Genomic DNA, 26,039 nt, shown 5'->3' on the forward strand with positions numbered 1-26,039 from the left:
AGTGGGAGACACCCAAAGAATCCAGTTCCAACCGCTTCGCAACGCCCATCCGCCGCCATATGCGATTCCCCTACCCCTCCAGGGGAGGGTAAGAGAGAACACTCACTTTGCGCCGCGCCCGCCAATCGGATAGAACGCAGGCCGCGTTAGTCCCGCCAGCGAGATCCGCCTCATGACCGACATCTCTCCGCTCGACCAGGCCCGCATCCTGTCCGAAGCGCTGCCGCACATGCAGCAGTATGACGAAGAAACCATCGTCATCAAATATGGCGGCCATGCCATGGGCGACGAGGAGACCGCAAAGAATTTCGCCCGCGACATCGTGCTGCTCGAGCAGACCGCGATCAACCCGGTGGTGGTGCATGGCGGCGGGCCGCAGATCGCCACCATGCTCAAGCGCCTCGGCATCCAGTCGGAGTTCGCGGCAGGCCTGCGCATCACCGATGCCGCGACCATCGAGATCGTCGAGATGGTGCTGGCCGGCTCCGTCAACAAGCAGATCGTCGGCTACATCAACGAGGCCGGCGGCAAGGCCGTGGGGCTATCCGGCAAGGACGCCAATATGGTGAAGGCGTCGAAGACGACGCGCACCATCGTCGATCCCGGCTCGAACATCGAGAAGGCGATCGATCTCGGCTTCGTCGGCGACCCCGAGAAGGTCGACCTCACGCTGCTCAACCAGCTGATCGGCTACGAGCTGATCCCGGTGCTGGCGCCGCTCGCGACCTCCAAGGAAGGCCAGACGCTCAACGTCAACGCCGACACCTTTGCCGGTGCGGTCGCCGGCGCGCTGAAGGCGAAGCGCCTGCTGCTGCTCACCGACGTGCCTGGCGTGCTCGACAAGTCGAAGAAGCTGATCCCGCAGCTTTCGGTGAAGGACGCGCGAAAGCTGATCGCCGACGGCACCATTTCCGGCGGCATGATCCCGAAGGTCGAGACCTGCATCTACGCGCTCGAACAGGGCGTGGAGGGCGTCGTCATCATCGACGGCAAGATGCAGCACGCGGTGCTGCTCGAGCTCTTCACCAACCAGGGCACGGGAACGCTGATCCACAAGTGAGGAAGAGCGGGCCAAGGAAAGCCGTCATGGCCGGGCTTGTTCCGGCCATCCACGACCTTTGGACCCGCGCTGAGAACGTGGATGCCCGCGACAAGCCCGGGCATGACGAGCTGAAAGTAAGGCAACACGGCCGCTCATTCCTGACCCGTCTCCTAATGACGCTGCCGGCCGCGGCCGTCTCGTTCTTCTTCTCCTCCGCGCCCGCCTTGGCCGATCTGAAAATCTGCAACCGCATGTCCTATGTCGTCGAGGCCGCGATCGGCATCGACGACAAGGCGGCGACCGCGACGCGGGGCTGGTTCAGGATCGATCCCGCCACCTGCCGCGTCGTGGTGCAGGGCACGCTGACCGCCGACCGCATCCTGCTCAACGCCCGCGCGCTCGGCGTCTACGGCGCCTCGCCGATCCCGCAGAACGGCAGCGACATGCTGTGCGTGGCGCAGGACAATTTCGTCATCGCCGCCGCGCGCCAGTGCCGCAGCGGCCAGACCCAGGCTGCCTTTACCCAGATCACACCGACGCAGGGCGCCGACGGCAATCTCGTTGCCTATCTCGCCGAGGATTCCGAATATGACGACGAGCAGGCGCGCCTTGCCGGCATCCAGCGGCTGCTGGTGATCGCAGGCTATGACGCAGCCCCGATCGACGGCGTCGACGGGCCGAAGACGCAGAGCGCGCTGGCCGCTTTCCTGAAGAGCCGCGGCCTGGCGGCGGACATCGTGTCGTCGCCCAACTTCTTCAAGACCATGGTCGAGGCCGTGCAGACGCCTTCTGCGACCGGCCTGACCTGGTGCAACGACACGCCGCACAAGGTGATGGCGGCGGTCGCCACCGACGACGGCAAGTCCGTGACGAGCCGCGGCTGGTATCGCATCGATCCCAAGACCTGCCTGCACCCCGATGTGACCGGGCAGCCGAAGCAGATTTTCAGCTTCGCGGAGGCCATCGACGCCGACAACCGCGTCATCAAGCTGAAGGACAAGCCGCTGAACTGGGGCGGCGACAAGCAGCTCTGCACGCGCGAGACCAAGTTCGAGACCAACGAGCAGGCCGATTGCGGCGCGCGCGGATTCGCGGCGACGGGTTTTGGCGTGGTGGACATGTCGAGCGGCGGCAAGACGCTGCGTTTTGCGATGCCGTGATTGAGAGAATTTTGATGAATCAACCCCGCACCTTCTCGCACGTCGACACCTGGGTGTTCGACCTCGACAACACGCTCTACCCGCATCACGTCAATCTGTGGCAGCAGGTCGACGCGCGGATCGGCGAGTTCGTGTGCAATTGGCTGAACGTGGGCCCGGAAGAAGCGCGCAATATCCAGAAGGACTATTACCGGCGCTTCGGCACCACCATGCGCGGCATGATGACCCTGCACGGCGTGCGCGCCGACGACTACCTCGCCTATGTCCACAAGATCGACCACTCGCCGCTGGAGCCGAACCCGGCGCTCGGCGAGGCCATCGCAAAACTGTCGGGGCGAAAACTGATCCTGACCAACGGCTCGGTCGACCATGTCGATGCGGTGCTGGCGCGGCTTGGCCTGGCAACGCATTTCGACGGCGTGTTCGACATCATCGCCGCCGGGTTCGAGCCGAAGCCGGCACGCCAGACCTATCAAAAATTCCTCGAAGATCATGCGGTCGATCCGACCCGGGCCGCGATGTTCGAGGATCTCGCCCGCAACCTCACCGTCCCCCACGCGCTCGGCATGACCACGGTGCTGGTGGTGCCTGATGGCACCAGGGAAGTGGTGCGCGAGGACTGGGAACTGGAAGGCCGGGACGCCGCCCATGTCGACCACGTCACGGATGATCTGACGGGGTTCTTGGGCGGGCTGTCGCGCCCCAAGTAGCCGCTGTCGTCCCGGGGCGCGAAGCGAGCCCGGGACGACGGTGGAGTATGCCTTGACTCCGCCCCGCCAAATCCCGAAAAAGCGCCCCAATCCATCAAAATTCCCGCTCCCCAGAGGAAATCCCGATGTCCCTCCAAGCCCTCGAATCCACCATCAACAGCGCCTTCGACGCGCGTGACGGCATCTCGACCTCGACCAAGGGTGAGGTGCGCGAGGCCGTGGACCAGGCGCTGGAGACCTTGGACAAGGGCGAGGCGCGCGTCGCCGAGCGCGGCGCCGACGGCAAGTGGAAGGTCAATCAATGGCTGAAGAAGGCGGTGCTGCTGTCCTTCCGCCTCAACGACATGGACGTCATTGGCGGCGGTCCCGGCAAGGCGAGCTGGTGGGACAAGGTGCCCTCGAAGTTCGAAGGCTGGGGCCCGAACCGTTTTCGCGATGCCGGTTTTCGTGCGGTGCCGGGCGCCGTGGTGCGCCGCTCGGCCTTCATCGCCAAGAACGTCGTGCTGATGCCATCCTTCGTCAATCTCGGCGCCTATGTCGATGAGAGCACGATGGTGGACACCTGGGCCACCGTCGGCTCCTGCGCGCAGATCGGCAAGCGCGTGCACATCTCCGGCGGCGCCGGCATCGGCGGCGTGCTCGAGCCGCTGCAGGCCGAGCCCGTCATCATCGAGGACGACTGCTTCATCGGCGCACGCAGCGAGGTCGCCGAAGGCGTGATCGTGCGCAAGGGCGCGGTGCTGGCGATGGGCGTGTTTTTGGGCGCCTCCACCAAGATCGTCGATCGCGAGACCGGCGAGGTCTTCATGGGCGAGGTGCCGGAATATTCGGTGGTGGTGCCCGGCGCGCTGCCCGGCAAGCCCATGAAGAACGGCCAGATCGGCCCGAGCACCGCCTGCGCCGTGATCGTCAAGCGCGTCGACGAACGCACACGGTCGAAGACGAGCATCAACGAGCTGCTGCGGGATTGAGTTTGCGTCCCAAAACGCAATCTATCACCGTCACCCTGAGGTGGCCGCTCCTTCAGCGGCCCTCGAAGGGCGACGGCCCGGCTCCCGGCTGCATCCCGACCGTTTCATCCTTCGAGGCTCGCTACGCGAGCACCACAGGATGACGGGTCTGGTAGCCTCATCGAACCCACCCTCCCTCCATCGCGACCAATCACCGGGCGGCCGTTACCGCCCGGAGCCTCTCGCATGGACTGGACCTGGTACCTCTTCCGCTTCGACGGCCGCATCAACCGCGCCTTGCTGTGGCAGGCGCTGCTGATCGTCGCGGTGCTGGCAGCGCTGCTCGGGATAATCGGTCAGGTGATTCACCTCCTCGGCGCCGAGGGGGCGTTGAAGCTATCCATCAAGCTCGATTTCGACTTCGGCCTCGACGACCTCTTCAAGCTGGTCGATCCCCGGACCTATCGCTCGCTGGCATCCTTTGACCGCACGGATCTGATCCTGAAATCGTCCGGCCTGGCGGTGTTCTCATGGATCTTCCTGGCGACGACCATCAAGCGGCTGCACGATCGCGACAGGAGCGGCTGGTGGATCGTTGCCTTCTTCGTCGTGCCCGGCCTGTTCAGCCAGTTCTCGGACCTGCTGCCCGACTCTCATTGGACGCTTCCCCTCAACCTCTCCGCTTCGACGCTGTGGCTGTGGGGCCTGGTCGAAATGTTCGTTGCGCCCGGCACATCAGGCCACAACCGGTTCGGTCCCGATCCACTCGTCGACGTCGAGGGCAGCACCGCATCGCTCTCTGCGAAAAGCTGGGACCAGAGCCGCGAGATCGAAATTGTCCCGCCCAGCGCTAGCCGACCCGGCGGCATGCATGTTAAGCGGGGCGCATGACCGATGCCCTCTCGATTGCCCGCGATCTCATCCGCTGCCCCTCGGTAACGCCGGCCGATGCCGGTGCGCTGGGCGTGCTTGAAAAAGCTCTGAACGCAGCAGGCTTCACCTGCCACCGCGTGACGTTCAGCGAGCCCGGCACCGCCGACGTCGACAATCTCTATGCGCGGATCGGCAGCGAAGGGCCGCACATCACTTTCGCCGGCCATACCGACGTGGTGCCGCCCGGCGACGAGAGCGCCTGGAGCGTCGGCGCGTTCTCCGGCGAGGTGAAAGGCGGTTTCCTGCACGGCCGCGGCGCGGTCGACATGAAGGGCGGCATCGCCTGCTCGGTCGCCGCCGTGATCGAGCATCTCGCCGCGAATGGCGGCACGCCGCGTGCGGATGGAAAAGGTTCGATCTCGTTCCTGATCACCGGCGACGAGGAAGACGTCTCCATCAACGGCACCATCAAGCTGCTGAAGTGGGCCGCGGAGCGCGGCGAAAAATTCGATCATTGCGTGCTGGGTGAGCCCTCCAATGTCGAGACGCTCGGCGACACCATCAAGGTCGGCCGCCGCGGCTCGCAGTCCGGCACGCTCTATGTCGACGGCGTGCAGGGTCATGTCGCCTATCCGCATCGCGCGGCCAATCCGGTGCCGGACATTTCGCGACTGATCGTGGCGATCAGTGACGAGCCGCTTGACCATGGCAGCGCGCAATTCCAGGCCTCCAATCTCGAATTCACCTCGGTCGACGTCGGCAACAAGGCCAACAACGTCATCCCCGGCGAGGCCCGCGCAAAGTTCAACATCCGCTACAACGACAACCACACCCAGGCGAGCCTGCGCGAGCTGGTCGAGACGCGGCTGGCAAAGGCCTGCGGCAACCGTATCAAGGCCCGAATCGTCTGGGAGCCGTCGAACTCGAACGTGTTCGTGACAAAACCCGGCCCGTTCACCGATCTCGCGGTATCGGCGATCGAGGAAGTGACGGGACGGAAGCCGGAGCTGTCGACGAGCGGCGGCACCTCGGATGCGCGCTTCATCTCGAGCTATTGCCCGGTGATCGAGTTCGGCCTGGTCGGCCAGACCATGCACCAGGTCGACGAGCGCGTGCCGGTGGTGGATCTGGAGAAGCTGACGCAGGTCTATCGCGGGATTTTGACGCGGTATTTTGGTTAGCAAACCGCGGCCTTCGCCGCATATTCCGCCGTAATGCCCGGGCTTGTCCCAGGCATCCACGTTCTTTGCGAGCCTAGAAGAAGATCGTGAATGGCCGGGACAAGCCCGGCCATGACGCCTGTCGCGGCAGCGGACGCTAATAATCCACCTTCACCAGATACAGCCCGTCAGGCGGCGCGACGATGCCGCAGGCTGCGCGGTTGCGGGCTTCGAGCGCTGCGGAGAGATCGTCGGCGGTCCAGCGGCCTTCGCCGACCCACACCAGCGATCCCACCATCGAGCGCACCTGGCTGTGCAGGAACGAGCGCGCCGAGGTGACAATCGTGATCTCGCGACCGTCGCGCTCGACGTCGAGCTGGTCGAGCGTCTTCTCCGGCGACTTGGCCTGGCACTCGGTGTCGCGAAACGTCGTGAAATCGTGTTTGCCGAGCAGGCGCTGCGCCGCCGCATGCATCGCATCGGCGTCGAGCCGGCGCGGCACGCGCCAGGCGTGGCCGACATCGAGCGCGAGATTGGCGCGGGTGTTGACGATGCGGTAGCGGTAGTGGCGCTTCACCGCCGAGAAGCGCGCCTCGAAGGTGTCGGGCACGACCTCGGCCTCCAGCACCGCCACCGGATGCGGACGCAGATGCGCGTTGAGCCCGTCGCGAAAACGGCCCGGCGGAAACTGCTTCTCGATGTCGACATGCGCGACCTGGCCGCGCGCATGTACTCCGGCGTCGGTGCGGCCCGCGCCATGCACCCGCAGATCCGCGCCGGTCATCGCCTTCACCGCCGCCTCTAGCGCGCCCTGCACCGAGGGCAGCGTGTCCTGCACCTGCCAGCCGAAGAACGGCGCGCCGTCATATTCGATGGTGAGCTTATAGCGGGGCATCAGTTTCCAGTTCTGCTGTCATCGCCCGGCTTGCCGCCTTCGCTGAAGCTTCGGCGTGCCGAGCGCTGATGTGGGCCTCGGCGTAGCCTTGGCGGAGCCGGGACCGGGCGATCCAGTACGCGCGGCCTATCGGTTCGACCGAGAAGCCTCGGTGTACTGGATACCCCGCCTTCGCGGGGTATGACAGCGTCAGGTGAATTTGGCGCCTGCTTTCAGCGGTACACCGCGCAGGAAGTCCGCGGCCTGCATCCGGCCCTTGCCCTCGCGCTGAAGCTCGACGATGCGGATCGCCTCCTCGCCGCAGGCGATGGTGAGCTGATCGTCCAGTACCGCGCCCGGCGCGCCCGATCCTTTGGCAAGCTCGCAGCGCAGGATTTTCACGCGTGCGTTCTCAAGCTCGGCCCAGGCGCCGGGAAACGGCGACAGACCGTGGATGTGACGCAGCACGGCGCGCGCGGGCCTGATCCAATCGATCCGCGCTTCGGCCTTGTCGATCTTGGCGGCACAGGTGACCCCATCCTCGCTCTGCTTTTTGAGCTGGAGGCCGCCGCGAGCGAGTGCGGCCATCGCGCGCACCATCAGATCGGCACCCAGGCGTGAGAGGCGATCATGCAGATCGACCGCGGTCATGTTGTCGGTGATCGCGATCCGCTCGGCCATGGCGACGTCGCCAGTGTCGAGGCCGACATCCATCTTCATCACCATGACGCCGCTCTCGGCATCGCCTTCCATGATCGCGCGGTTGATCGGCGCGGCGCCGCGCCAGCGCGGCAGCAGCGAGGCGTGCAGATTGTAACAGCCGAGCTTCGGCGCATCGAGGATCGCCTGCGGCAGGATCATGCCGTAGGCGACGACGACGGCGGCATCGGCGTCAAAGGCGCGAAACTCGTCGAGCGCTTCGGGCGTCTTCAACGACTTCGGCGTCAGCACGGGCACGCCGAGTTTTCGCGCCGCTTCCTCGACTGGGGTCGGCTGCAATTGCAGGCCGCGCCGGCCGCCGGGCTTTGGCGCGCGGGTATAGACGGCCGCGATCTCGTGGCCATGCGCGACCAGTTCGAGCAGCGTCGGCACGGAGAAATCGGGCGTGCCCATGAAGATCAGACGGAGGGGCATGACAAGAACTCGATGCGTTCCCTCCCCCCTTGCGGGGGAGGGTTAGGGAGAGGGGTGCCACACGACGCGTTCTCTCGGCGCAAGCGTCGCGGCACGCACTTGATTCAGAACGATGGATAGACTTCCGTCTGGGCTACCCCTCTCCCCCGCCCTCCCCCGCAAGGGGGGAGGGAGCGCAGGGGAGTGTGGGGCGGCACCAAAAACTACTCCGCGCGCTTGGCGGCTTTCTCGAACTTCTTGATCACGCGGTCGCGCTTGAGCTTCGACAGATAGTCGACGAACAGCACGCCGTTGAGATGGTCGATCTCGTGCTGGATGCAGGTGGCGTAGAGGCCTTCGGCGTCCTCCTCGTGCACCTTGCCGTCGAGATCGGTGAAGCGCACGCGGACCTTCGCAGGCCGCTCGACCTCCTCGTAATATTCGGGGATCGACAGGCAGCCTTCCTCGTAGACCGACAGATCCTCGGAAGAGGCGATGATCTCGGGGTTGATGAAGACGCGCGGCTCCGGCTTGGTCTCGCCGTCCGGGTCCGGCTTGGCAAGGTCCATGGTGATCAGCCGCAGCGGCTGCGCGATCTGGATCGCCGCGAGCCCGATGCCGGGCGCGTCGTACATGGTCTCGAACATGTCGTCGGCAAGCTTGCGGATCTCCGGCGTGACCTTCTCGATCGGCTTGGAGACCAGACGCAGCTGCTTGTCGGGCAGGATGATGATTTCTCTGAGGGCCATGGCCGCGATTTAAGCCGCATGCCGGATGCGGTCAATGCGGCGAGGAACTCCGTTAACCCTCCGCTAACCATAAAACTTCAGGTTTCGTTAACCATAAAAATTAGGGGGCTATTAACCATAAACGTTCGCTATTCGTTCGCGGAGGGTGTCGAATCGGCTAAAAGGGCCGCCATGAACGAGATTATTTTCCTGGCTGGCGACTGGCCGGTCCGCACGATCGATGCGCTGATCGGCTTCGGCGCCCTCGTCCTCATCCTGCTGGTGGTGATTGCGGTGGTGATCGCGCGCTCGGGACGCCGCGGCGCGGAACTCGCCATGGCCAATGCCATCCGCGCCGACGAGCTCGAGGAGCGCATCAGCCAGATGCTGCACGCCCAGAGCGAGTCCTCGGGCCGGGTCGATGCCATGACCCAGGCGCTGGCCGGCCGCCAGGCCGAGATGGCGCGGGCGGTCAACGAGCGGCTGGATTCGGTGACCCATCGCGTCGGCCAGTCCATGGAACACTCGACCCGCAACACCATGGAGAGCCTGCGCGCGCTGCACGAGCGGCTCGGCATCATCGACAACGCCCACAAGAACCTGACCGACCTCACCACGCAGGTGACGACCCTGCGCGACGTGCTCGCCAACAAGCAGTCGCGCGGCGCCTTCGGCCAGGCGCGGATGGAGGCGATCGTCCAGGACGGTCTTCCAAAGGGGTCCTACGAATTCCAGTTCACGCTCTCGACCGGCAAGCGTCCGGATTGCGTGGTGTTCCTGCCCGACCAGCGGCCGCTCTGCATCGACGCAAAATTTCCGCTGGAGGCGATGACCGCGCTGCACGACGCCCGCACCGACGAGGAGCGGCGCATCGCCACGCAGCGGCTGCGCGGCGACGTGATGAAGCATGTCAGCGACATCGCCGAAAAATATCTTGTCACCGGCGAGACCCAGGAGATGGCGCTGATGTTCGTGCCGTCGGAATCGGTCTACGCCGAGATCCATGACGGTTTCGACGACGTGATCCAGAAGGCCTATCGCGCCCGTGTCGTGCTGGTGTCGCCTTCGCTGCTGATGCTCGCGATCCAGGTGATGCAGCAGATCATGAAGGACGCGCGCATGCGCGATGCCGCCGACCAGATCCGCACCGAAGTGATCAAGCTCGGCGACGACCTCGGCCGCCTGCGCGACCGCGTGCTGAAGCTGCAGAAGCATTTTGCCGACGTGAACGAGGACGTCCGGCAGGTGCTGATCTCCGCCGACAAGATCGAGAAGCGCGCGGGGCGAATCGAGGAGCTCGATTTCAGCAAGACCGATACGCCCGAAGGCCCGCATCTGGTGGCCACCGGCGCGCCGGAGCTGTTCCCGAGGAAGCTCCAGGCGGGGGAGTGAGTTCGTAGTACCCTGTCCTACCCCGCGAAGGCGGGGTATCCAGTACGCCGCGGCAGCCGTGATTGGATCGAGGCGCTGGTGATTACTGGATCGTTCGCCTTCGCGGACGATGACACCGAGGGTGTTGAGGCGTCTACCGCCTCACCGGCTACCACGAGGCTTTTCCTTCAGAATCTGCTAACACCACCCCATGACCGCACCCGACGCGACCTCCCCCGCCGGCACCGATGCCCCCGCCGCCTCCTGGCGTGACGGCCTGGCCGTCTACCTGCAACCGCGGGTGCTGATCGTGCTGTTCCTCGGTTTCTCCTCGGGGCTGCCGCTGGCGCTGTCGGGCTCCACGCTGCTGGTGTGGATGCGCGAGGCCGGGGTCGATCTCAAGACCATCGGGCTGTTTGCGCTGGTCGGTACGCCCTACACGCTGAAATTCCTGTGGGCGCCGCTGGTGGATGCACTGCATGTGCCGCTGTTCACCCGCGCCTTCGGGCGGCGGCGCGGCTGGCTGGTGTTCTCTCAACTATTGCTGATCATCGCGATCCTGCTGCTGGCCCTCACCGATCCCGCGCGCTCGCCGTTCTACGTCGCGCTCGGCGCGCTGCTGGTCGCGACGACGTCGTCGACGCAGGACATCGTGGTCGACGCGTTCCGCGTCGAGAGCCTGCCGGAGAGCGAGCAGGCCGCCGGCATGGCGGCTTACGTCGCGGCCTATCGCATCGGCATGCTGGTCTCGACCGCGGGCGCGCTGTTCATCGTGTCCGGCTTCGAGGGCACCGGCATTCCGCGCGCGTCGGCCTGGATGTGGGGCTATGTGGTGATGGCGGCGATGGTGCTGATCGGCACGATCACGGCGCTGGTCGCGACCGAGCCGGAGCAATCGGTGCGGGCGGAAGCTGCGACACAAACCGAGACGGCGTTCGCGCGCGTGCTGCATGCAGCGATCGGGGCCTTCTCGGAGTTCCTGTCGCGCAAGGACGCGCTCGCTGCGCTCGCCTTCGTGGTGCTGTTCAAGTTCACCGATGCTTTTTCAGGCACCATGACCGCGCCGTTCGTGATCGACCTCGGCTTCTCCCGCAACGATTATGCGGCGATCGTGAAGGGCGTTGGCCTCGCGGCAACGCTGATCGGCGGCTTTGCCGGTGGCTTCCTGGCGCGGCGCTTTTCGCTTGCGACGAGCCTGTGGATCGGCGGCGTGGTGCAGGCGCTCGCCAATCTCTCCTTCTCCTGGCTGGCATTCGTCGGCACCAGCCAATGGGCGCTGGCCTTTGCCATCACCTGCGAGAACTTTACCAGCGCCATCGGCACCGTGATCTTCGTCGCCTATCTCTCCGCGCTGTGCCAGAATCCGCTGCACACGGCGACGCAATACGCGCTGCTCACCGCGCTCGCCGCGGTCGGTCGCACATATCTGTCAGCGAGTGCGGGCTTCGTGGCGGACACGACCGGCTGGGCGTTGTTCTTCGTGATCTGCGTGCTGGTGGCGATCCCGAGCCTGGTGCTGCTGGCCTGGCTGCAGAAGCGTGGGCACTTTGAGGCGCTGGGGCCGGTAAGGGTTTAAACTCGGCACGCGCCACGCCCGCGATGCCGTAGGGTGGGCAAAGCGAAGCGTGCCCACCACCCGAATCGTCGCTGGGAGAATGGTGGGCACGGCGCTTTGCGCCTTTGCCCACCCTACGGTAGCTCGGCTGGAGCCGCGCCCCCCTACTGCTTCCTGATCAAGCTCCACTTCGTGATCACGGCCTCGCTCATCTGGCCGGGATCGCTGGCGCAGGCGACTTCGTCGACCTTGACCGAGATCGCCTTGCCGACGAACGATTTCAGCTGCGTGGCCTGCGCGTCGCTGGAGGTGACGAGCTGGAACGTCTCGGGGCCAGTCTCGAGATTGCACAGCCCGTTCGGCGCCGGCAGACGGCGCGGCTCGGAGGTGATCTGGTACATCGCAATCCGCTTGCCGGCGTTCTTGATGTCGCGCACCTTCATCGCGTTCAATTCGCCCGAGAGGACCTCGCCGGCGCTGATCGGCTTGCCGGGCTTCGACGGCGGCGGCGCCCCGTCGTCCTGCTGCGCGGAGATGGCCGGCGTCGCCAGCAGCATCATCGTCGCGACCAAAGCCGATCGTGTGGCGAAAAGTTTCGTCATGTCGTCCGTTCCGTAAGTCTGGATGGCTAGAACAGGGTCCGCTGCCGCATCGCGGCCGATAGCGTACCTTCATCGAGATAATCAAGCTCGCCACCGACCGGCACACCATGGGCTAACCGGGTTACTTTTACGTTGGCGTCCTGAAGCAGGTCGGTGATGTAATGCGCGGTGGTCTGGCCGTCGACCGTCGCGTTCAGCGCCAGGATGATCTCGTGCACCTCGGCGGCATGTGCGCGCGCGACCAGCGCGTCGATGGTGAGGTCCTGCGGGCCGACACCGTCGAGCGGCGACAATGTCGCGCCCAGCACGTGATAGCGCCCCTGAGTGGCATTGGCCCGCTCCAGCGCCCACAGGTCGGCGACATCGGCGACGACGACGATGATGGCATCATCGCGCTTCGGATCGGTGCAGACCGTGCAGGGATTTTGCGTGTCGATATTGCCGCAGGTCTTGCAGACCTGGACCTTGTCGAGCGCGACCTGCAGGGCCGAAGACAGCGGCATCATCAGCGCTTCGCGCTTCTTGATCAGGTGCAACGCCGCACGCCGCGCCGAGCGCGGACCGAGGCCCGGCAGCCTTGCGAGAAGCTGGACCAGCCGCTCGATTTCGGGACCTGCAACCGAACCCATCTTATTGGCCGAACATACCCGGCGGCAGGCTGAGCCCGCCCGTAAGCGACTGCATCTTCTCCTGCATGGCCGTCTCGGCCTTGCGGCGGGCGTCGCCGAGGGCGGTGACGAGCAGGTCCTCGAGCACCTCGCGCTCTTCCGGCTTCATCAGCGAGGGATCGATCTTGATGCCCTTCACGTCCATCTTCGCCGTCATGCGCACGGCGACGAGACCGCCGCCGGAGATGCCTTCGACCTCGACGTTGGAGAGCTGATCCTGCATCTCCTGCATCTTGGATTGCAGCTGCTGCGCCTGCTTCATCATGCCGAAAATATCGACCATCGGTGCTGTCCTTGGTTGGCGCGATGACTCGTCATCGTGCCTTCACTTTTGGTTTGCGCATGATCTAATCGGAAAACCGCGTCACACTTTGCGCGACGCGGCCCTTCGGGTCCGGATCATGCTCTAGAGATCGTCGCCGTCGGAACCATCGGGCGGATCGTCACTGCCATAGTCCGCATTAATATTGGATTCCGGCGCCTCGGGGGCAAGCCTGCGGACCTCGACGACCTTCGCACCGGGAAAACGCGACAGCACCTCCTGGACGCGCGGATCGGCTTCGGCGGAGCGCGCATGTTCCTGCTTCGCCGCCAGGCTCACCGAACGCAGCGTCGGCTGGCCCTGCTCGTTGGAGACGATCACGGTCCAGCGGCGGCCGGTCCACAGCTCGAATTTTCGCGCGAGCTCCGAAATCATGGTCTTGGACGCGTTCGGTTCGAGCGCGACTTCGAGCCGCCCCTCCTCGAAACGGACGAGGCGCATGTCGCCTTCGAGCGCGCCCTTGGTCATGAGGTCGCGCTTCTGCCCGGCGAGCGCAACGAGCTGGGTGAAGCTCGTGATGCGCAGCTGGGGTGCGGCCCCTTGCGGATCCGGCGCAGGCGCCGCCATCTGCGGCCGGGCAGCGCCGCCGCCAAACGCGGACGGTGATGAGGTCGGTGCGCGCATGGGCGGAGCCGAAGCGACCGGCGCTGCGGAGGCGACCGGCGCACCCGGCGCGCCACTGCGCGCGGCATTTCCGCCGCCCACGACCGGCGAGCCGCCGTCATTCTGCTCCAGCATCCTGATTGCTTCGTCCGGCGTCGGCAGGTCGGCGACATAGGCGATGCGCACCAGCACCATCTCGGCAGCCGCTGCGGGACGCGTCGCGGCTTGCACCTCGGTGATGCCCTTGAGCAGCATCTGCCACATCCGCGACAGCACGCGCATCGAGATTTTCGAGGCGAAATCCCGCGCGCGCACCCGCTCGGTCTCGCCATAGGCGACATTATCGGCGGTCGCCGGCACGATCTTCACGCGGGTGACGAAGTTGACGAATTCGGCAAGGTCCGAGAGCACGACGATCGGATCGGCGCCGACATCGTACTGGTCGCGGAATTCCCTGAAGGCGCTCGCGATGTCGCCGCGCGCCAGCGAATCGAAGAGGTCGATCACGCGGGTGCGGTCGGCGAGCCCCAGCATCTGCCTGACCGCATCGGCCTTCACGGTGCCTGCCGCATGCGCGATCGCCTGGTCGAGCAGCGACAGCGAATCGCGCACCGACCCTTCGGCAGCGCGCGCGATGATACCCAGCGCCTCGGGCTCAATCTCGACGCTCTCCTTCGCCGCGATATTGGCGAGGTGCTTCATCAGCACGTCGGCCTCGACGCGGCGCAGGTCGAAACGCTGGCAGCGCGACAGCACGGTGACCGGAACCTTGCGGATCTCGGTGGTCGCGAACACGAATTTGGCATGTTCCGGCGGTTCCTCCAGCGTCTTCAGGAAGGCGTTGAACGCCGCCGTCGACAGCATGTGGACTTCGTCGATGATGTAGACCTTGTAGCGGGCGCTGGCCGGCGCGTAGCGCACGCTGTCATTGATCTGGCGGACGTCGTCGACGCCGGTATGCGAGGCCGCGTCCATCTCCAGCACGTCCATGTGCCGGCTTTCCATGATCGCCTGGCAATGCACCCCTAACGTCGGCATGTGGATGGTCGGGCCCTTCACCGAGCCATCCGGCATCTCGTAGTTGAGCGCACGGGCCAAAATACGCGCGGTGGTGGTCTTGCCGACACCGCGGACGCCGGTGAGGATCCAGGCCTGCGGAATGCGCCCGGTCTCGAACGCGTTCGAGACGGTGCGGACCACGGCCTCCTGGCCGATCAGATCGTCGAAGCTGGAGGGCCGGTATTTGCGCGCCAGCACCCGGTAGGGCGTGCTGGCCTGGCCGGCGCTGTCGGGGTTGGGAGGGGCGCCAGCGTCGGTCATCGGTCGATCCGCAATGGAATGTCTTTCGCCCGGCTTTTGCGGAAAGGAGCGCGCTGGCGGGAAGCCCGCCGGCGCAATTCGCTCGGAAAAACAGGTAGGAGACTGACGAGCGACCCGATCCGGACCTCGTTAGGGCTGCTTCCTTCCGGACCTGACCCGGTTGGCGAGTGGCTCGTCCACCGCCAATCTCCCGGTCCCTATTTGGGGCCAAAAGGTCGGGAAAGCAAGCGGGTATCCATGGGTGCCGCACACCCCGCTGGAGGGCCCCGCCGGCCCATTTGGACGCGGATGCCGGCTCAGTGCTGGCGAGCTGGAATCTCCGTGATTCGCGCAAACCGCTTGCGATACTCGGCGGGCGTCACGCCGACGTGACGATGGAACGCGCGACGCAGCGTATCGGCATCGGCGAATCCACAATGGAGCGCCACCTGCTTCGGGGCTTCATTGCCGAACTCGAGCAGCCGCCTCGCGGCATTGACGCGGGCTGCCTCGACCCAGGTCGCAGGCGTGACGCCCACCTCGGCGCGGAACAGCCGTGCAAAATGCCTCGGGCTGAGCTCCATACGCGTCGCCAGGCTCGCAACGCTGTGGTCGAGCGAGGGGTTGGCGGCGACCCAGCGCTGCAGCTCCTGCAGCGCGGCGCGGCCGGCGGGAACAGCCTCGCCCTTGCGGGTGAACTGCATCTGCCCACCCGGGCGCTTGAAGAACATCACGAGCTGGCTTGCGACCTTCATGGCCGTATCGCGCCCGAGATCTTCCTCGACCAGTGCCAGCGCGAGGTCGAGCCCTGCGGTCACGCCGGCGGCTGTGCGAAGCTTGCCGTCGGTGACGTAGATGGCATCCTTGTCCACGGTGACCGACGGGAATTTGCTGGCCAGCATGTCCGCGACCGCCCAATGCGTGGTGACCCGCCTGCCATCGAGGAGACCGGCGGCGGCAAGGAAGAAGGCACCGCTGCACACCGAGCCGAATCTGCGGGTCCGCGAAGCCCGCCGCCGCAGCCAGTCGATCACGCTCCCGTCCGCCGGGACTTCGGCCGCGTTCGGGCATCCCGCCACCAGCAGGGTGTCGATGGGCTCCTGGAAGTCGCGGTCGACGATTCGGTCGGGCATCAGCCGGATACCTGAGGAGCTACGGATCGGCCCCGGCTCCGCGCCCGCCACGAACAGCGCATAGGCGGGATAGCCGGCCTGCACGTTCGCCTCGGCGAACACATCGAGCGGCCCTGCGACATCGAGCAGCTGCACGCCTGGCAGCGCCACGATCACAACCGTCCTTGGTTTCGGCTTTGCGCCCATGTCCGCCTCGATCCGAATTTGTCCGTTTTTGACGTGTTACGTCGATTTAAGACAGCCTAGCCCGGATTTACAGTGGGAGCGACCTAAATTTCAGGAGCTGCTCATGTCAGAAATCACCGAGGCCGCCGTCATCCCCGACAGCAAGCTGGCGCGTGCCATCACCGAATACATCCGCGACACCGAAACGGATTTGCTCTTCAACCATTCCAGCCGCGTCTACCAGTTCGGCGCGATGGCCGGCGTCCGCCGCGGGCTGACCTTCGACCGCCAGCTGCTTTACGCCGGCGCCATGTTTCACGACATCGGCCTGATGCCGGGCCATGGCAGCCAGCACGAGCGGTTCGAGGTCGACGGCGCGCACGCCGCGCGCGACTTCCTGCGCAGCCACGGCATTTCGGAAGCCGACGCCTACACGGTGTGGACCGCGATCGCCCTGCACACGACGCCGGGCGTTCCCCAGCACATGCACCCCGTCGTCGCTCTGGTGACCGCGGGCGTCGAGATGGACGTGCTCGGGCTCACCTACGGCGAATATTCCGACGCGGAGCGCGAGGCAGTCGTGAAGGCGTTTCCGCGCACGCCGCATTTCAAGGAAGACATCATCCAGGCCTTCTACGACGGCATCAAGCATCGGCCTGACACGACGTTCGGCAACGTCAAGGCCGACGTCATCGCCGACAAGGAGCCGCATTTCCATCGCGGCAATTTCTGCAGCGTCATCCGCAACTCGCATTGGCACGGCTGAACGCAATTCGCTGCCGTTGCGAATCCCCGCCCCAATCATCGACCAGGACTTATGACATGAGCGACAAACGCCCCCATCTCACGCACGCGACGGGCGCTCCCGTCAGCGACAATCTCAACATCATGACCGCCGGCCGCCGCGGCCCCGCATTGTTGCAGGATGTCTGGCTGATCGAGAAGCTGGCTCACTTCGATCGCGAGGTGATTCCCGAGCGACGCATGCACGCCAAGGGATCCGGCGCCTTCGGGACCTTCACGGTCACCCATGACATCTCCCGCTACAGCAAGGCCAGGATCTTCTCGGAGATCGGCAAGGTCACGCCGATGTTCGCGCGCTTCTCGACGGTGGCCGGCGAGCGCGGCGCAGCGGACGCCGAACGCGACATCCGCGGCTTTGCGCTGAAGTTCTACACCGAGGAAGGCAATTGGGACATGGTGGGCAACAACACGCCCGTGTTCTTCTTCCGCGATCCCTTGCGCTTTCCCGACCTCAATCATGCGATCAAGCGCGATCCCCGAACCGGGATGCGCAGCGCCGACAACAATTGGGATTTTTGGACGCTGCTGCCGGAGGCTCTGCACCAGGTCACCATCGTGATGAGCGAGCGCGGCCTTCCCAGAAGCTTCAGGCACATGCATGGCTTCGGCAGCCATACCTACAGCTTCATCAATGCCGCCAATGAGCGGACCTGGGTGAAGTTTCACTTCCGGACCCAGCAGGGCATCGAAAACCTGACCGACGCCGAGGCCGAAGCCCTCATCGGCAAGGACCGCGAGACTCACCAGCGCGATCTGTTCGAGAGCATCGAACGCGGCGATTTCCCGCGCTGGACGATGTTCGTGCAGATCATGACCGACGATCAGGCCAAGGCGTTTGCCTTCAACCCGTTCGACCTGACCAAGGTCTGGCCGAAGGCGGACTTCCCGCTGATCGAGGTCGGCACTTTCGAGCTGAACCGCAATCCGGAAAACGTCTTCGCCGAGGTCGAACAGGCCTCCTTCTCGCCGGCCCATGTCGTTCCGGGCATCGGCTTCTCGCCCGACAAGATGCTGCAGGCGAGGCTGTTCTCCTACGGGGACGCGGCGCGCTATCGCCTCGGCGTCAACCATCACCTGATCCCGGTCAACGCGCCGAAATGCCCGTATCACAGCTACCATCGCGATGGCGCAATGCGGACCGACGGCAATCAGGGGAGGACGCCGACCTATTTCCCGAACAGCCTCGGCGAGTGGACGGACCAGCCCGATCTCAACGAGCCGCCGCTCGAGATTGATGGTGCAGCCGCGCATTGGGATCATCGCATCGACGACGATCACTATCGGCAGCCCGGCGACCTCTTTCGCAAGATGAACGCAGCCGAGCGGCAGGCCTTGTTCGACAATACGGCGCGCGCCGTCGGAGCGGCGGCGATCGCGATCCAGCAACGGCACATCGCCAACTGCGCCAAGGCCGATCCCGCCTATGGCGCCGGCGTCCGCGACGCGCTGACGCGCCTCGCGACCGTTCGTGCCAAGGCTACGGAAAAGGCCGCAGAATAGGGTCGCTCGATCCGCACCGACCTCTCGCCGTCTACGGCGAACGGCGCCGACAGGGCGCCGTTCGCATTTTTAAAGCGAACCGCCGAAGCCTCTCAATTTTCTCGCGAAAATAGCTCGAACCGACGCGCTCGCCGGGCGGCGCCGTAGCGCATCGCCGCGGCGTTTTTGCCGCGAAGCGCAGACGCCGCCATTCGCCTCCGAATGGGTCAAGCCGATAGGCTCCCTGCCTATCTTCGAGGCCCCGCACATCCCTGAGGCAATCGAGTCTTGACAGGGCCCGCCCGGCAGCGCCTTTCTATGAAATCCTGCCGGAACCGAAACAAAGGGTGCGCGAAACTCCGATCCAGAGCATTTTTCAGCCGGCTGACGCCGATTGATGGGTGAATTTTTCGCGCGAGATCAACCACACACCTTCATCCAACCAGAAAAGCGATTCCTCAAAATGGTTACACGTCGTGATGTCGCATCGATTGTCGGACTTGGCGCGATGGCGGCGGCCACGCTGGCCTCACCGGCCGTGGCGCAGACCGCAGCGGATCCCAACGAATCGACCTTTGCCCGCATTCGCCGCACCAAGAAGATGCGGATCGGCGCGGTCGGCGGCGGCGCGCCCTATTACATGAAGGACCTCGCCAGCGGCCAGTGGAAGGGTTTTTACGTCGATATCGCCAAAGCGCTCGCCGACGATATGGAGGCCGAGCTCGAGATCACCGAGACCACCTGGGGCAATTCGGTGCTCGATCTGCAGTCCAACAAGATCGACATCTTCTTCGGCCTCAACCCGACCCCGAAGCGCGCGCTGGTGGTCGACTTCTCGGTGCCGGTCTTCAACAACGCCTTCGGCATCCTCTGCAAGAAGGACTTCAAGCCGAAGAGCTGGGCGGAACTGAATTCGCCGGACGTCAAGATCGCCGTCGACCAGGGCTCCTCGCACGACCAGGTCGTCAGCCGCCTGACGCCGAAGGCGCAGATCTCGCGGCTGAAGACCGCCGACGATGCCACCGCCGCGCTCCAGACCGGCCGCGTCGACGCGCAGTGCCTGATCACCATGCTGTCGCTGACGGTGCTGAAGAAGAATCCCTCACTCGGCCAGTTCGTGCTGCCGACGCCGATCTTCGCTACCACCTCGAATGCCGGCTTCCGCCGCGAGAACGACAAGACCTTCCGCGACTACGTCAACACCTGGATCGACTTCAACAAGGGCCTCGGCTTCATCCGCAACGCGATCATCACCAATATGGAGCTGGTGGGCGTGACCGAAGCGGACATTCCGCCGGGCGTTTCGCTGTAATCTCCCACTGTCATTCCGGGGCTCGCGAAGCGAGAACCCGGAATCTCGAGGTTCCGGGTTCGATGCTTCGCATCGCCCCGGAACGACGGTGCCAACGGCACCCACGACGAGTTAAACACGCATGTATCAGTGGGACTTCGGCATCCTTTGGAGCTATCGCTGGCTCTTTCTCAACGGGCTCGGCGTCACCGTCGGCTTCACCGTGGTCATCGTCGTGCTCGGTCTCGTCTTCGGCCTGTTCGGCGCGTTCGGCAGCCTGTCGCGCTTCAAGGCGGTGCGGCTCACCGCCCTCACCTTCATCGAGGCATTCCGCTGCACGCCGATCCTGGTGCAGTTGATCTGGTTCTATTACGCGTTGCCGATCCTGGCCGGCGTCGAGATGACGCCGATCACGGCCTCGGCGCTCGCGCTCTCGCTCTATGGCGGCTCGTTCTATTCCGAGATCATCCGCGGCGGCATCATCTCGATCGACAAGGGTCAGTCGGAAGCGGGCGCCGCGCTCGGCATGACACCCGGCCAGAGCATGCGGCGCATCGTGCTGCCGCAGGCGATCAAGCGCATGATCCCGGCGCTGATGAACCAGTCGATCATCCAGTTCAAGAACACCTCGCTGGTCTCGGTGCTGGCCGTGCCCGATCTCGTCTATCAGAGCCAGGTCGCCGCGCATGACAGCTACCGGCCGCTGGAAACCTACACGGCGGTCGCGGTCGCCTATGCGGCGATCCTGATTCCGCTCACCATCATCGTCCGGCGCGGCGAGAAGCGACTGGCGGTCAGCGAATGAGCGAGCCATCCAAGCAAACTTCGAAAATCGAGATCCGCAGCCTGCGCAAGAGCTTTGGCAGCAACGAGGTTTTGAAGAACATCAGCCTCGACGTCGCCAAGGGCGGCGTGGTCGCGCTGATCGGCCCGTCCGGCTCGGGCAAGTCGACGCTGCTCCGCTGCATCAATCTGCTGGTCGTGCCCGACGGCGGCAGCGTCCGCGTCGGCGACACGCGCTTTGCGTTCGGCGACGGCGCAAAACTGCCCGACGTGAAGACGCTGGCAAGATTCCGCGCCACCACCGGCATGGTGTTCCAGCATTTCAATCTATTCCCGCACATGACCACGCTCCAGAACGTGATGGAGGGGCCGGTCACGGTGCGCCGCATGGCCCGGGCGGACGCCGAGAAGCTCGCGCGTGCACAGCTCGCAAAAGTCGGGCTCGCGGAAAAGGCCGACCAATATCCGGCGACGCTGTCCGGCGGGCAGAAGCAGCGCGTCGCGATCGCGCGCGCGCTCGCGATGGAGCCGGACGTGATGCTGTTCGACGAAGCAACCTCGGCGCTCGATCCCGAGCTCGTCGGCGAGGTGCTCAACGTGATCCAGCAGCTGGCATCCGAGGGCATGACGATGGTGATCGTGACCCATGAGATCGCCTTCGCCCGCGAGGTCGCCGACCGCCTCATCTTCATGCGCGACGGAATCGTGGTCGAGGAAGGTCCGGCGCGGCAGGTGATCGACAATCCGCAGGAAGCCGCGACGCGCGCCTTCCTCAGCCACTTCCATCGCACCGGCGCGCTGCCGCCAGCCAACGCAACACCGTGATGCCAGATATCGACCGCACCTACCTCGTCACCGGTGCCGCCAGCGGCATCGGCCGCGCGACCGCAAGATTGCTCGCGGGCCCCGGGACCGCGCTTCTGCTCCACACCCGCTCAAACGCAGAAGGTCTCGATGCCACAGCGGCCGAAGCCGAAGCGAAAGGCGCGGTCGTCGCAAAGTGCCTCGGCGATCTCGCCGAGGAAGCAGCCGTCATCGACGCCATCGCCGCCGCGCAACGCGCCTTCGGCCGGCTCGACGGATTGATTTTGGTTGGCGGCCACGCCCGCCGCGGCAGCGCCATCGGCACGCCAGCCGATCAATTCCGCCAGGCGATGGACGAATCCGCGCTCGCCTTCACGCGTCTCGTTGACGCCGCGCTTCCGCTGCTACGGGCCGGGCGCGATGCGCGGATCGTCGCTGTATCCTCCTTTGTGGCGCATGCGATCCGCCCCGAATTCGCACCCTTTGCCGCGACGGCTGCGAGCCGCTCCGCGCTGGAGGCCCTGGTGCGGCTTACCGCGATCGAGCTCGCCAAGGACGGCATCACCGTCAACGCGGTTGCACCCGGCCTCATCGTCAAGGACAAGCCGAGCGAGAGCCGGCTCTCGCCCGAACAGATCGCCGCGACCGAGGCGCTGATCCCGATGGGCCGCCGCGGGCGGCCGGATGAAGTGGCCGAGATCATCGCCTTCCTGGCGTCGCCGAAGGCGTCCTACGTCACCGGCCAGGTCTGGCACGTCAATGGAGGCCTGACATGACCGAAGCGACCGTCGAACGCATCAGGCTGTTCCTGATCGAGAGCCCGATCAGGATGGCGCGCCTCCAGGGCGTCGGCAACGTCAAGGGCACGGTCAAGCGCGTGCTGGTCGAGCTGACCTCGAGCGACGGCGTGATCGGTTGGGGCGAAGCAGCTCCGTGGGAAGTGTTCACGGGGACGCCGGAAGCAGCCTTCTCCGCGCTCGACATCTATCTGCGACCCATTGTGCTCGGCAAACCCGTGCGTCGCATTCGCGCGCTGATGGCCGAACTGGACCGTGCGCTGGTCGGCCATGCCGAGGCCAAGGTCGCGATCGAGATGGCGCTGCTCGACATCGTCGGTAAATCGTCGGGACTTTCAGTCGCCGACCTGCTCGGCGGCCGCGTGCGGGACACGATCCCGCTGTCGTTCTCGATCGCCGATCCCGATTTCGCGGCCGATCTCGAGCGGATGCGAAAGATGGTTCCGGACGGTAACGTGATCTACAAGGTCAAGACCGGCGTGAAGCCGCATCGCGAGGACCTCGATCATCTCGCGGCGATCCGCAAGGAATTCGGCGACAAGGTCGATCTGCGCGTCGATTATAACCAGGCGCTGGCGCCGTTCGGCGCCATCAAGATTTTGCGCGACGTCGAGGAGTTCGCGCCGACCTTCATCGAGCAGCCGGTACCGCGCAAATATCTCGACGTGATGGCGCAGCTCACCGCGGCGCTGGAAACGCCTGTTCTCGCCGACGAGAGCTGCTTCGATCGCCGCGACATGATGGAGGTGGTGCGCCGCGAGGCGGCCGATGCCGTCTCGATCAAGCTGATGAAGGCCGGCGGCCTGTTCGAGGCGCAGGCGATCATGGCGCTCGCCGACATCGCCGGCCTGCCCGGCTATGGCGGCACGCTTTGGGAGGGCGGCATCGGCCTCGCCGCCGGCACGCAGCTGATCGCAGCAACGCCGGGCATCTCGCTCGGCTGCGAATTCTACATGCCACATCACGTGCTGACCGAGGACGTGCTGGAAGAGCGCGTCGCCAACCGCGCCGGCCATGTCGTGGTGCCCGACGGCCCGGGCCTCGGCATCCGCGTCAGCGAAGCCTCCGTCCGCGCCAATGCGCGCGTGCTGGCGGAGGCGTAAGGCAGCCGCCAGCACTGGGGCGCGCAAAGCGCGAACCCGGGACCCATAACCACAGGATCGGGTTTGGCGAAGATTCGGGGTTACCAGCTCGCGGAATAACCACTGCCTGTGGTTGTCGGTCCCGGATCAGCGCTCCGCCCTGGACAACGCTACGCCTTGCCAAGAGCTGCGCTTGTCCGGGATGACGATCGAGTATGCAGTGACCGCGGAGCCCCGATCCTTCCCCTGGCTGACTCCGTATCGTATGGTCGTCGGAGCCAACTAGCTCGCCCCATCGGGCCGCCCGGAAACGCATATGTCTGATCCCGCCTGGTCGCTGCACTCCCGCCTGAAAGAGGACACCATCGACATCGGCGACCTGCCGCTGTCGAAGGTACTGGTTATCAAGGACGCGCATTATCCCTGGCTGCTGCTGGTGCCGCGGCGGCCCGATGCGGTCGAGATCATCGATCTCGACGAAGTGCAGCAGGCGCAATTGATGACGGAAATTTCCCGCGTCTCGCGCGCGCTGAAAGAGATCACCAAATGCGACAAGCTCAATGTCGCCGCACTCGGCAACCTCGTGCCGCAGCTTCACGTCCACATCATCGCGCGGCGTACCGGTGACGCCGCTTGGCCGCGGCCGGTGTGGGGCGTGATGCCGCCTTTGGCGCACGACGCCACCGAGGTGCAGAATTTCATCAGCGCGCTTCGCCGCAAGATCTGGTTGGGTTGAAAGAACAAGAAATGTCAGCATTCGACTCGTTTCCGCTGGGACAGCCGGCCTTCGTCACCAACGTCCTCGATCGCGCCGCGCATCTGCGCCGCGACGACGAAAAGCTGTTCGCGCTGGAGCAGAAATCGTCATCCCGCGCCTATGTCGTGTACCGCGACTCGCTGCTGGTGAAGCGCGAGAGCGACAAGGTGCGCGCGTTGCTCTCGATCGACGAGGCGCTGAAATGCGGTGCCAATCCCGGCACGATTTTCCTCGGTCTGCGCGATGGTGCGGCGCTGTTCGGCATGGGCCTGGCGCAGGCCGCGGCCGAGAAGCTGGTCGGGCGCGAGGACTACACCGTCACCGAACTGCGCGGCATGGCGATGCAGGGCACGATCCCGCCGGACGAGCTTTCGGCGATCGCGATGGCGAAGTCGATGGTCGGCTGGCACCAGCGCCACGGCTATTGTGCCAATTGCGGCGCCCGCAGCGGAATGAAGGAAGGCGGCTGGAAGCGCGAGTGCCCGGCTTGCAAAGCCGAGCACTTTCCGCGCACCGATCCGGTCGTGATCATGCACGTGGCATCCGGCGAAAAGTGCCTGCTCGGCCGCCAGAAGCAATTTCCGCCGGGCATGTATTCCTGCCTTGCCGGCTTCGTCGAGGCCGCCGAGACCATCGAGGACGCGGTGCGTCGCGAGATCTTCGAAGAGTCCGGCATCCGCTGCGCCGACGTGCAGTATTACATGACCCAGCCCTGGCCCTATCCGTCGTCACTGATGATCGGCTGCAGTGCGCGGGCGCTGAACGAGGACATCGTCGTCGACCATTCCGAGCTCGAGGATGCCCGCTGGTTCACGCGCGACGAGGCCGCCCTGATGCTGAAGCGGACGCATCCGGACGGGCTCGCCGGCCCGCATCCGTTTGCGATCGCGCATCATCTGCTTGGCCGCTGGGTGAACGGCAAGAGCTGACCGCCGATGGCGCCATCCGAGATCGCGCCGCGCATCCTCTGTATCGGTATTCCCGTGCGCGACCTCACCTTTCGCGTCGATTCCGTTCCGGAGCGCGGCAGCAAGGCCAATGCCAGCCATCTCGCCGAGATCTGCGGCGGCAACGCGCTCAATGCTGCGATCGCGATGGCGCGGCTCGGCGCCCGCGTCTCCTTCGCAGGACCGATGGGCGATGCGCGGGAGACCTCGAGCGGCTTCATTCTCAAGCGGATGGCCACCGAAGGGATCGATATCAGCCATATCGTGCGCATGCCGGGTGCGGCCACGCCCGTCTCTGCGATCATCATCGATGCGACGGGCGAGCGGACGCTCACCATCTATCGCGATCCCGAGTTGTGGAGCGTGAAGCTGCCTGCCGCCGACGAGTTGCTCGCCGATTGTCAGGCTGTCCTGGTCGAGAGCCGCTGCGGCGCCTTTTGCATCGACCTCTGCACCGAGGCGCGCCGGCGCGGCATTCCCGTCATCGTCGGCGTCGATCGCGCGATGTCATTGCAGGATGGCTTGCTCACCGCCGCCTCGCATCTGCTGTTCTCAAGCGAGCAGGCGCAGGAGACCGCCGGCATCACCGAGGACGGCGAAGCCTTGAAGCACCTCGCCAGGCTGACGCCCGCCTTCCTCGCCGCCACCCGCGGCCCGCGCGGCACGGTCTGGCTGGACGAGACGGGCGCTCTGGAGGAGACGCCGGCGTTCCCAATCGAGGCGGTGGATACACTCGGCGCTGGCGACGTCTTCCACGGCGCCTTCACGCTTCGCCTCGCCGAGGGCGGAGAGGTGCGGGAGGCGCTGCGATTCGCCGCGGCCGCCGCAGCGCTGAAATGCATCCGCCACGGCGGCGGCCCAGCCGCGCCGCAACGCATTGAAGTTGAAGGGTTTTTACGAACCGAGCTTTAGAGATGTTCCATCAGCCCGCCGAGATTATGGGCTTGCGATAGAAGATTTTCCTCTA

At 65.3% G+C, this 26,039-nt stretch carries 26 protein-coding genes and 1 other RNA gene; 18 read left to right on the forward strand and 9 right to left on the reverse strand.

The features are described from left to right. Positions 1–172: 172 nt before the first annotated feature. The 6 genes from argB to dapE all read left to right on the forward strand — a co-directional run bounded on the left by argB (position 173) and on the right by dapE (position 5,916). A complete protein-coding gene (gene argB, locus JQ627_RS37665; RefSeq protein WP_011090823.1) occupies positions 173–1,060 on the forward strand; it encodes an acetylglutamate kinase in 888 nt (295 codons plus the stop codon). Positions 1,061–1,215: 155 nt separating this feature from the next. Next, positions 1,216–2,202 carry a DUF1036 domain-containing protein gene (locus tag JQ627_RS37670; RefSeq protein WP_212489408.1) on the forward strand — a complete coding sequence of 329 codons (987 nt, stop codon included), beginning with the start codon at positions 1,216–1,218 and terminating at the stop codon, positions 2,200–2,202. 14 nt (positions 2,203–2,216) lie between these two features. Then, on the forward strand, positions 2,217–2,912 hold the full coding sequence (locus tag JQ627_RS37675) for a pyrimidine 5'-nucleotidase (RefSeq protein ID WP_212489381.1): 696 nt from the start codon (positions 2,217–2,219) through the stop codon (positions 2,910–2,912). 125 nt (positions 2,913–3,037) lie between these two features. Next, positions 3,038–3,883: a 2,3,4,5-tetrahydropyridine-2,6-dicarboxylate N-succinyltransferase gene (gene dapD, locus JQ627_RS37680; RefSeq protein ID WP_212489382.1), complete on the forward strand. Its 846-nt coding sequence runs from the start codon at positions 3,038–3,040 to the stop codon at positions 3,881–3,883. A 225-nt stretch (positions 3,884–4,108) separates the two neighbouring features. After that, positions 4,109–4,753: a DUF805 domain-containing protein gene (locus JQ627_RS37685; protein ID WP_212489383.1), complete on the forward strand. Its 645-nt coding sequence runs from the start codon at positions 4,109–4,111 to the stop codon at positions 4,751–4,753. Further along, positions 4,750–5,916, forward strand: a complete 1,167-nt coding sequence (gene dapE / locus JQ627_RS37690) for a succinyl-diaminopimelate desuccinylase (protein ID WP_212489384.1) — start codon at positions 4,750–4,752, stop codon at positions 5,914–5,916. Before JQ627_RS37685 ends, dapE begins: the two co-directional genes overlap by 4 nt. A gap of 136 nt (positions 5,917–6,052) precedes the next feature. Here the strand turns inward: dapE and truA are convergent, their stop codons facing one another. The 3 genes from truA to def form a co-directional block, all read right to left on the reverse strand. Beyond that, on the reverse strand, positions 6,053–6,790 hold the full coding sequence (gene truA / locus JQ627_RS37695; RefSeq protein ID WP_212489385.1) for a tRNA pseudouridine(38-40) synthase TruA: 738 nt from the start codon (positions 6,788–6,790) through the stop codon (positions 6,053–6,055). A 189-nt stretch (positions 6,791–6,979) separates the two neighbouring features. Beyond that, positions 6,980–7,903: a methionyl-tRNA formyltransferase gene (fmt, locus tag JQ627_RS37700; RefSeq protein ID WP_212489386.1), complete on the reverse strand. Its 924-nt coding sequence runs from the start codon at positions 7,901–7,903 to the stop codon at positions 6,980–6,982. Positions 7,904–8,106: 203 nt separating this feature from the next. After that, positions 8,107–8,631, reverse strand: a complete 525-nt coding sequence (gene def, locus JQ627_RS37705; RefSeq protein ID WP_212489387.1) for a peptide deformylase — start codon at positions 8,629–8,631, stop codon at positions 8,107–8,109. Between the two features lie 171 nt (positions 8,632–8,802). Here def and JQ627_RS37710 point away from each other — a divergent pair, with 171 nt between their 5' ends. Continuing rightward, a complete protein-coding gene (locus JQ627_RS37710) occupies positions 8,803–10,002 on the forward strand; it encodes a DNA recombination protein RmuC (protein WP_212489388.1) in 1,200 nt (399 codons plus the stop codon). A gap of 190 nt (positions 10,003–10,192) precedes the next feature. After that, the gene (locus JQ627_RS37715; RefSeq protein WP_212489389.1) at positions 10,193–11,557 is read left to right on the forward strand and encodes an AmpG family muropeptide MFS transporter; all 1,365 of its coding nucleotides are present in this window, start codon (positions 10,193–10,195) and stop codon (positions 11,555–11,557) included. A gap of 143 nt (positions 11,558–11,700) precedes the next feature. On the opposite strand, the gene JQ627_RS37720 is transcribed toward JQ627_RS37715, so the two are convergent. The 6 genes from JQ627_RS37720 to JQ627_RS37745 all read right to left on the reverse strand — a co-directional run bounded on the left by JQ627_RS37720 (position 11,701) and on the right by JQ627_RS37745 (position 16,349). After that, on the reverse strand, positions 11,701–12,138 hold the full coding sequence (locus JQ627_RS37720; RefSeq protein ID WP_212489390.1) for a hypothetical protein: 438 nt from the start codon (positions 12,136–12,138) through the stop codon (positions 11,701–11,703). Between the two features lie 26 nt (positions 12,139–12,164). Then, entirely contained in the window at positions 12,165–12,767 is a 603-nt protein-coding gene (gene recR, locus JQ627_RS37725) for a recombination mediator RecR (protein WP_063979823.1), read from the reverse strand. 1 nt (position 12,768) lies between these two features. Further along, positions 12,769–13,089, reverse strand: a complete 321-nt coding sequence (locus JQ627_RS37730) for a YbaB/EbfC family nucleoid-associated protein (RefSeq protein ID WP_212489391.1) — start codon at positions 13,087–13,089, stop codon at positions 12,769–12,771. Between the two features lie 123 nt (positions 13,090–13,212). After that, a complete protein-coding gene (locus JQ627_RS37735; RefSeq protein WP_212489392.1) occupies positions 13,213–15,051 on the reverse strand; it encodes a DNA polymerase III subunit gamma/tau in 1,839 nt (612 codons plus the stop codon). Between the two features lie 94 nt (positions 15,052–15,145). Next, an RNA gene (gene ffs, locus JQ627_RS37740) (signal recognition particle sRNA small type) lies at positions 15,146–15,242 on the reverse strand. A gap of 105 nt (positions 15,243–15,347) precedes the next feature. After that, positions 15,348–16,349 (reverse strand): GlxA family transcriptional regulator, encoded by a 1,002-nt coding sequence (locus JQ627_RS37745; protein WP_212489393.1) that lies wholly within the window; start codon positions 16,347–16,349, stop codon positions 15,348–15,350. A gap of 103 nt (positions 16,350–16,452) precedes the next feature. Between JQ627_RS37745 and JQ627_RS37750 the strand changes: the two genes are divergently transcribed. From JQ627_RS37750 to JQ627_RS37795, 10 genes are all read left to right on the forward strand, one after another. After that, positions 16,453–17,094, forward strand: coding sequence for an HD domain-containing protein (locus JQ627_RS37750; RefSeq protein ID WP_212489394.1), 642 nt, complete (start codon positions 16,453–16,455; stop codon positions 17,092–17,094). A gap of 56 nt (positions 17,095–17,150) precedes the next feature. Next, positions 17,151–18,632 carry a catalase gene (locus JQ627_RS37755; RefSeq protein WP_212489395.1) on the forward strand — a complete coding sequence of 494 codons (1,482 nt, stop codon included), beginning with the start codon at positions 17,151–17,153 and terminating at the stop codon, positions 18,630–18,632. 442 nt (positions 18,633–19,074) lie between these two features. Beyond that, positions 19,075–19,923 (forward strand): transporter substrate-binding domain-containing protein, encoded by an 849-nt coding sequence (locus tag JQ627_RS37760; RefSeq protein ID WP_212489396.1) that lies wholly within the window; start codon positions 19,075–19,077, stop codon positions 19,921–19,923. 121 nt (positions 19,924–20,044) lie between these two features. After that, positions 20,045–20,707 (forward strand): amino acid ABC transporter permease, encoded by a 663-nt coding sequence (locus JQ627_RS37765; protein ID WP_129275997.1) that lies wholly within the window; start codon positions 20,045–20,047, stop codon positions 20,705–20,707. Beyond that, positions 20,704–21,510 (forward strand): amino acid ABC transporter ATP-binding protein, encoded by an 807-nt coding sequence (locus tag JQ627_RS37770; RefSeq protein ID WP_212489397.1) that lies wholly within the window; start codon positions 20,704–20,706, stop codon positions 21,508–21,510. Before JQ627_RS37765 ends, JQ627_RS37770 begins: the two co-directional genes overlap by 4 nt. Then, positions 21,510–22,265 carry an SDR family NAD(P)-dependent oxidoreductase gene (locus tag JQ627_RS37775; RefSeq protein ID WP_212489398.1) on the forward strand — a complete coding sequence of 252 codons (756 nt, stop codon included), beginning with the start codon at positions 21,510–21,512 and terminating at the stop codon, positions 22,263–22,265. The genes JQ627_RS37770 and JQ627_RS37775 overlap by 1 nt, the downstream gene beginning before the upstream one ends. Continuing rightward, positions 22,262–23,389: a muconate cycloisomerase family protein gene (locus JQ627_RS37780; RefSeq protein WP_212489399.1), complete on the forward strand. Its 1,128-nt coding sequence runs from the start codon at positions 22,262–22,264 to the stop codon at positions 23,387–23,389. Before JQ627_RS37775 ends, JQ627_RS37780 begins: the two co-directional genes overlap by 4 nt. A 295-nt stretch (positions 23,390–23,684) precedes the next feature. Continuing rightward, positions 23,685–24,104: an HIT family protein gene (locus JQ627_RS37785; RefSeq protein ID WP_212489400.1), complete on the forward strand. Its 420-nt coding sequence runs from the start codon at positions 23,685–23,687 to the stop codon at positions 24,102–24,104. Positions 24,105–24,115: 11 nt separating this feature from the next. After that, positions 24,116–25,054 (forward strand): NAD(+) diphosphatase, encoded by a 939-nt coding sequence (nudC, locus tag JQ627_RS37790; RefSeq protein ID WP_212489401.1) that lies wholly within the window; start codon positions 24,116–24,118, stop codon positions 25,052–25,054. Between the two features lie 6 nt (positions 25,055–25,060). Beyond that, positions 25,061–25,984 carry a sugar kinase gene (locus JQ627_RS37795; protein WP_212489402.1) on the forward strand — a complete coding sequence of 308 codons (924 nt, stop codon included), beginning with the start codon at positions 25,061–25,063 and terminating at the stop codon, positions 25,982–25,984. Positions 25,985–26,039 lie beyond the last annotated feature (55 nt).

The organism is Bradyrhizobium liaoningense (assembly GCF_018130785.1).
In the GTDB taxonomy this organism is placed as follows: domain Bacteria; phylum Pseudomonadota; class Alphaproteobacteria; order Rhizobiales; family Xanthobacteraceae; genus Bradyrhizobium; species Bradyrhizobium liaoningense_A.

Excerpts from the sequence above, each read along its gene's own strand:
- argB (WP_011090823.1), top strand. The coding sequence starts at position 173 with ATGACCGACATCTCTCCGCTCGACCAGGCCCGCATCCTGTCCGAAGCG.
- JQ627_RS37670 (WP_212489408.1), top strand. The coding sequence starts at position 1,216 with ATGACGCTGCCGGCCGCGGCCGTCTCGTTCTTCTTCTCCTCCGCGCCC.
- JQ627_RS37675 (WP_212489381.1), top strand. The coding sequence starts at position 2,217 with ATGAATCAACCCCGCACCTTCTCGCACGTCGACACCTGGGTGTTCGAC.
- dapD (WP_212489382.1), top strand. The coding sequence starts at position 3,038 with ATGTCCCTCCAAGCCCTCGAATCCACCATCAACAGCGCCTTCGACGCG.
- JQ627_RS37685 (WP_212489383.1), top strand. The coding sequence starts at position 4,109 with ATGGACTGGACCTGGTACCTCTTCCGCTTCGACGGCCGCATCAACCGC.
- dapE (WP_212489384.1), top strand. The coding sequence starts at position 4,750 with ATGACCGATGCCCTCTCGATTGCCCGCGATCTCATCCGCTGCCCCTCG.
- truA (WP_212489385.1), bottom strand. The coding sequence starts at position 6,790 with ATGCCCCGCTATAAGCTCACCATCGAATATGACGGCGCGCCGTTCTTC.
- fmt (WP_212489386.1), bottom strand. The coding sequence starts at position 7,903 with ATGCCCCTCCGTCTGATCTTCATGGGCACGCCCGATTTCTCCGTGCCG.
- def (WP_212489387.1), bottom strand. The coding sequence starts at position 8,631 with ATGGCCCTCAGAGAAATCATCATCCTGCCCGACAAGCAGCTGCGTCTG.
- JQ627_RS37710 (WP_212489388.1), top strand. The coding sequence starts at position 8,803 with ATGAACGAGATTATTTTCCTGGCTGGCGACTGGCCGGTCCGCACGATC.
- JQ627_RS37715 (WP_212489389.1), top strand. The coding sequence starts at position 10,193 with ATGACCGCACCCGACGCGACCTCCCCCGCCGGCACCGATGCCCCCGCC.
- JQ627_RS37720 (WP_212489390.1), bottom strand. The coding sequence starts at position 12,138 with ATGACGAAACTTTTCGCCACACGATCGGCTTTGGTCGCGACGATGATG.
- recR (WP_063979823.1), bottom strand. The coding sequence starts at position 12,767 with ATGGGTTCGGTTGCAGGTCCCGAAATCGAGCGGCTGGTCCAGCTTCTC.
- JQ627_RS37730 (WP_212489391.1), bottom strand. The coding sequence starts at position 13,089 with ATGGTCGATATTTTCGGCATGATGAAGCAGGCGCAGCAGCTGCAATCC.
- JQ627_RS37735 (WP_212489392.1), bottom strand. The coding sequence starts at position 15,051 with ATGACCGACGCTGGCGCCCCTCCCAACCCCGACAGCGCCGGCCAGGCC.
- JQ627_RS37745 (WP_212489393.1), bottom strand. The coding sequence starts at position 16,349 with ATGGGCGCAAAGCCGAAACCAAGGACGGTTGTGATCGTGGCGCTGCCA.
- JQ627_RS37750 (WP_212489394.1), top strand. The coding sequence starts at position 16,453 with ATGTCAGAAATCACCGAGGCCGCCGTCATCCCCGACAGCAAGCTGGCG.
- JQ627_RS37755 (WP_212489395.1), top strand. The coding sequence starts at position 17,151 with ATGAGCGACAAACGCCCCCATCTCACGCACGCGACGGGCGCTCCCGTC.
- JQ627_RS37760 (WP_212489396.1), top strand. The coding sequence starts at position 19,075 with ATGGTTACACGTCGTGATGTCGCATCGATTGTCGGACTTGGCGCGATG.
- JQ627_RS37765 (WP_129275997.1), top strand. The coding sequence starts at position 20,045 with ATGTATCAGTGGGACTTCGGCATCCTTTGGAGCTATCGCTGGCTCTTT.
- JQ627_RS37770 (WP_212489397.1), top strand. The coding sequence starts at position 20,704 with ATGAGCGAGCCATCCAAGCAAACTTCGAAAATCGAGATCCGCAGCCTG.
- JQ627_RS37775 (WP_212489398.1), top strand. The coding sequence starts at position 21,510 with ATGCCAGATATCGACCGCACCTACCTCGTCACCGGTGCCGCCAGCGGC.
- JQ627_RS37780 (WP_212489399.1), top strand. The coding sequence starts at position 22,262 with ATGACCGAAGCGACCGTCGAACGCATCAGGCTGTTCCTGATCGAGAGC.
- JQ627_RS37785 (WP_212489400.1), top strand. The coding sequence starts at position 23,685 with ATGTCTGATCCCGCCTGGTCGCTGCACTCCCGCCTGAAAGAGGACACC.
- nudC (WP_212489401.1), top strand. The coding sequence starts at position 24,116 with ATGTCAGCATTCGACTCGTTTCCGCTGGGACAGCCGGCCTTCGTCACC.
- JQ627_RS37795 (WP_212489402.1), top strand. The coding sequence starts at position 25,061 with ATGGCGCCATCCGAGATCGCGCCGCGCATCCTCTGTATCGGTATTCCC.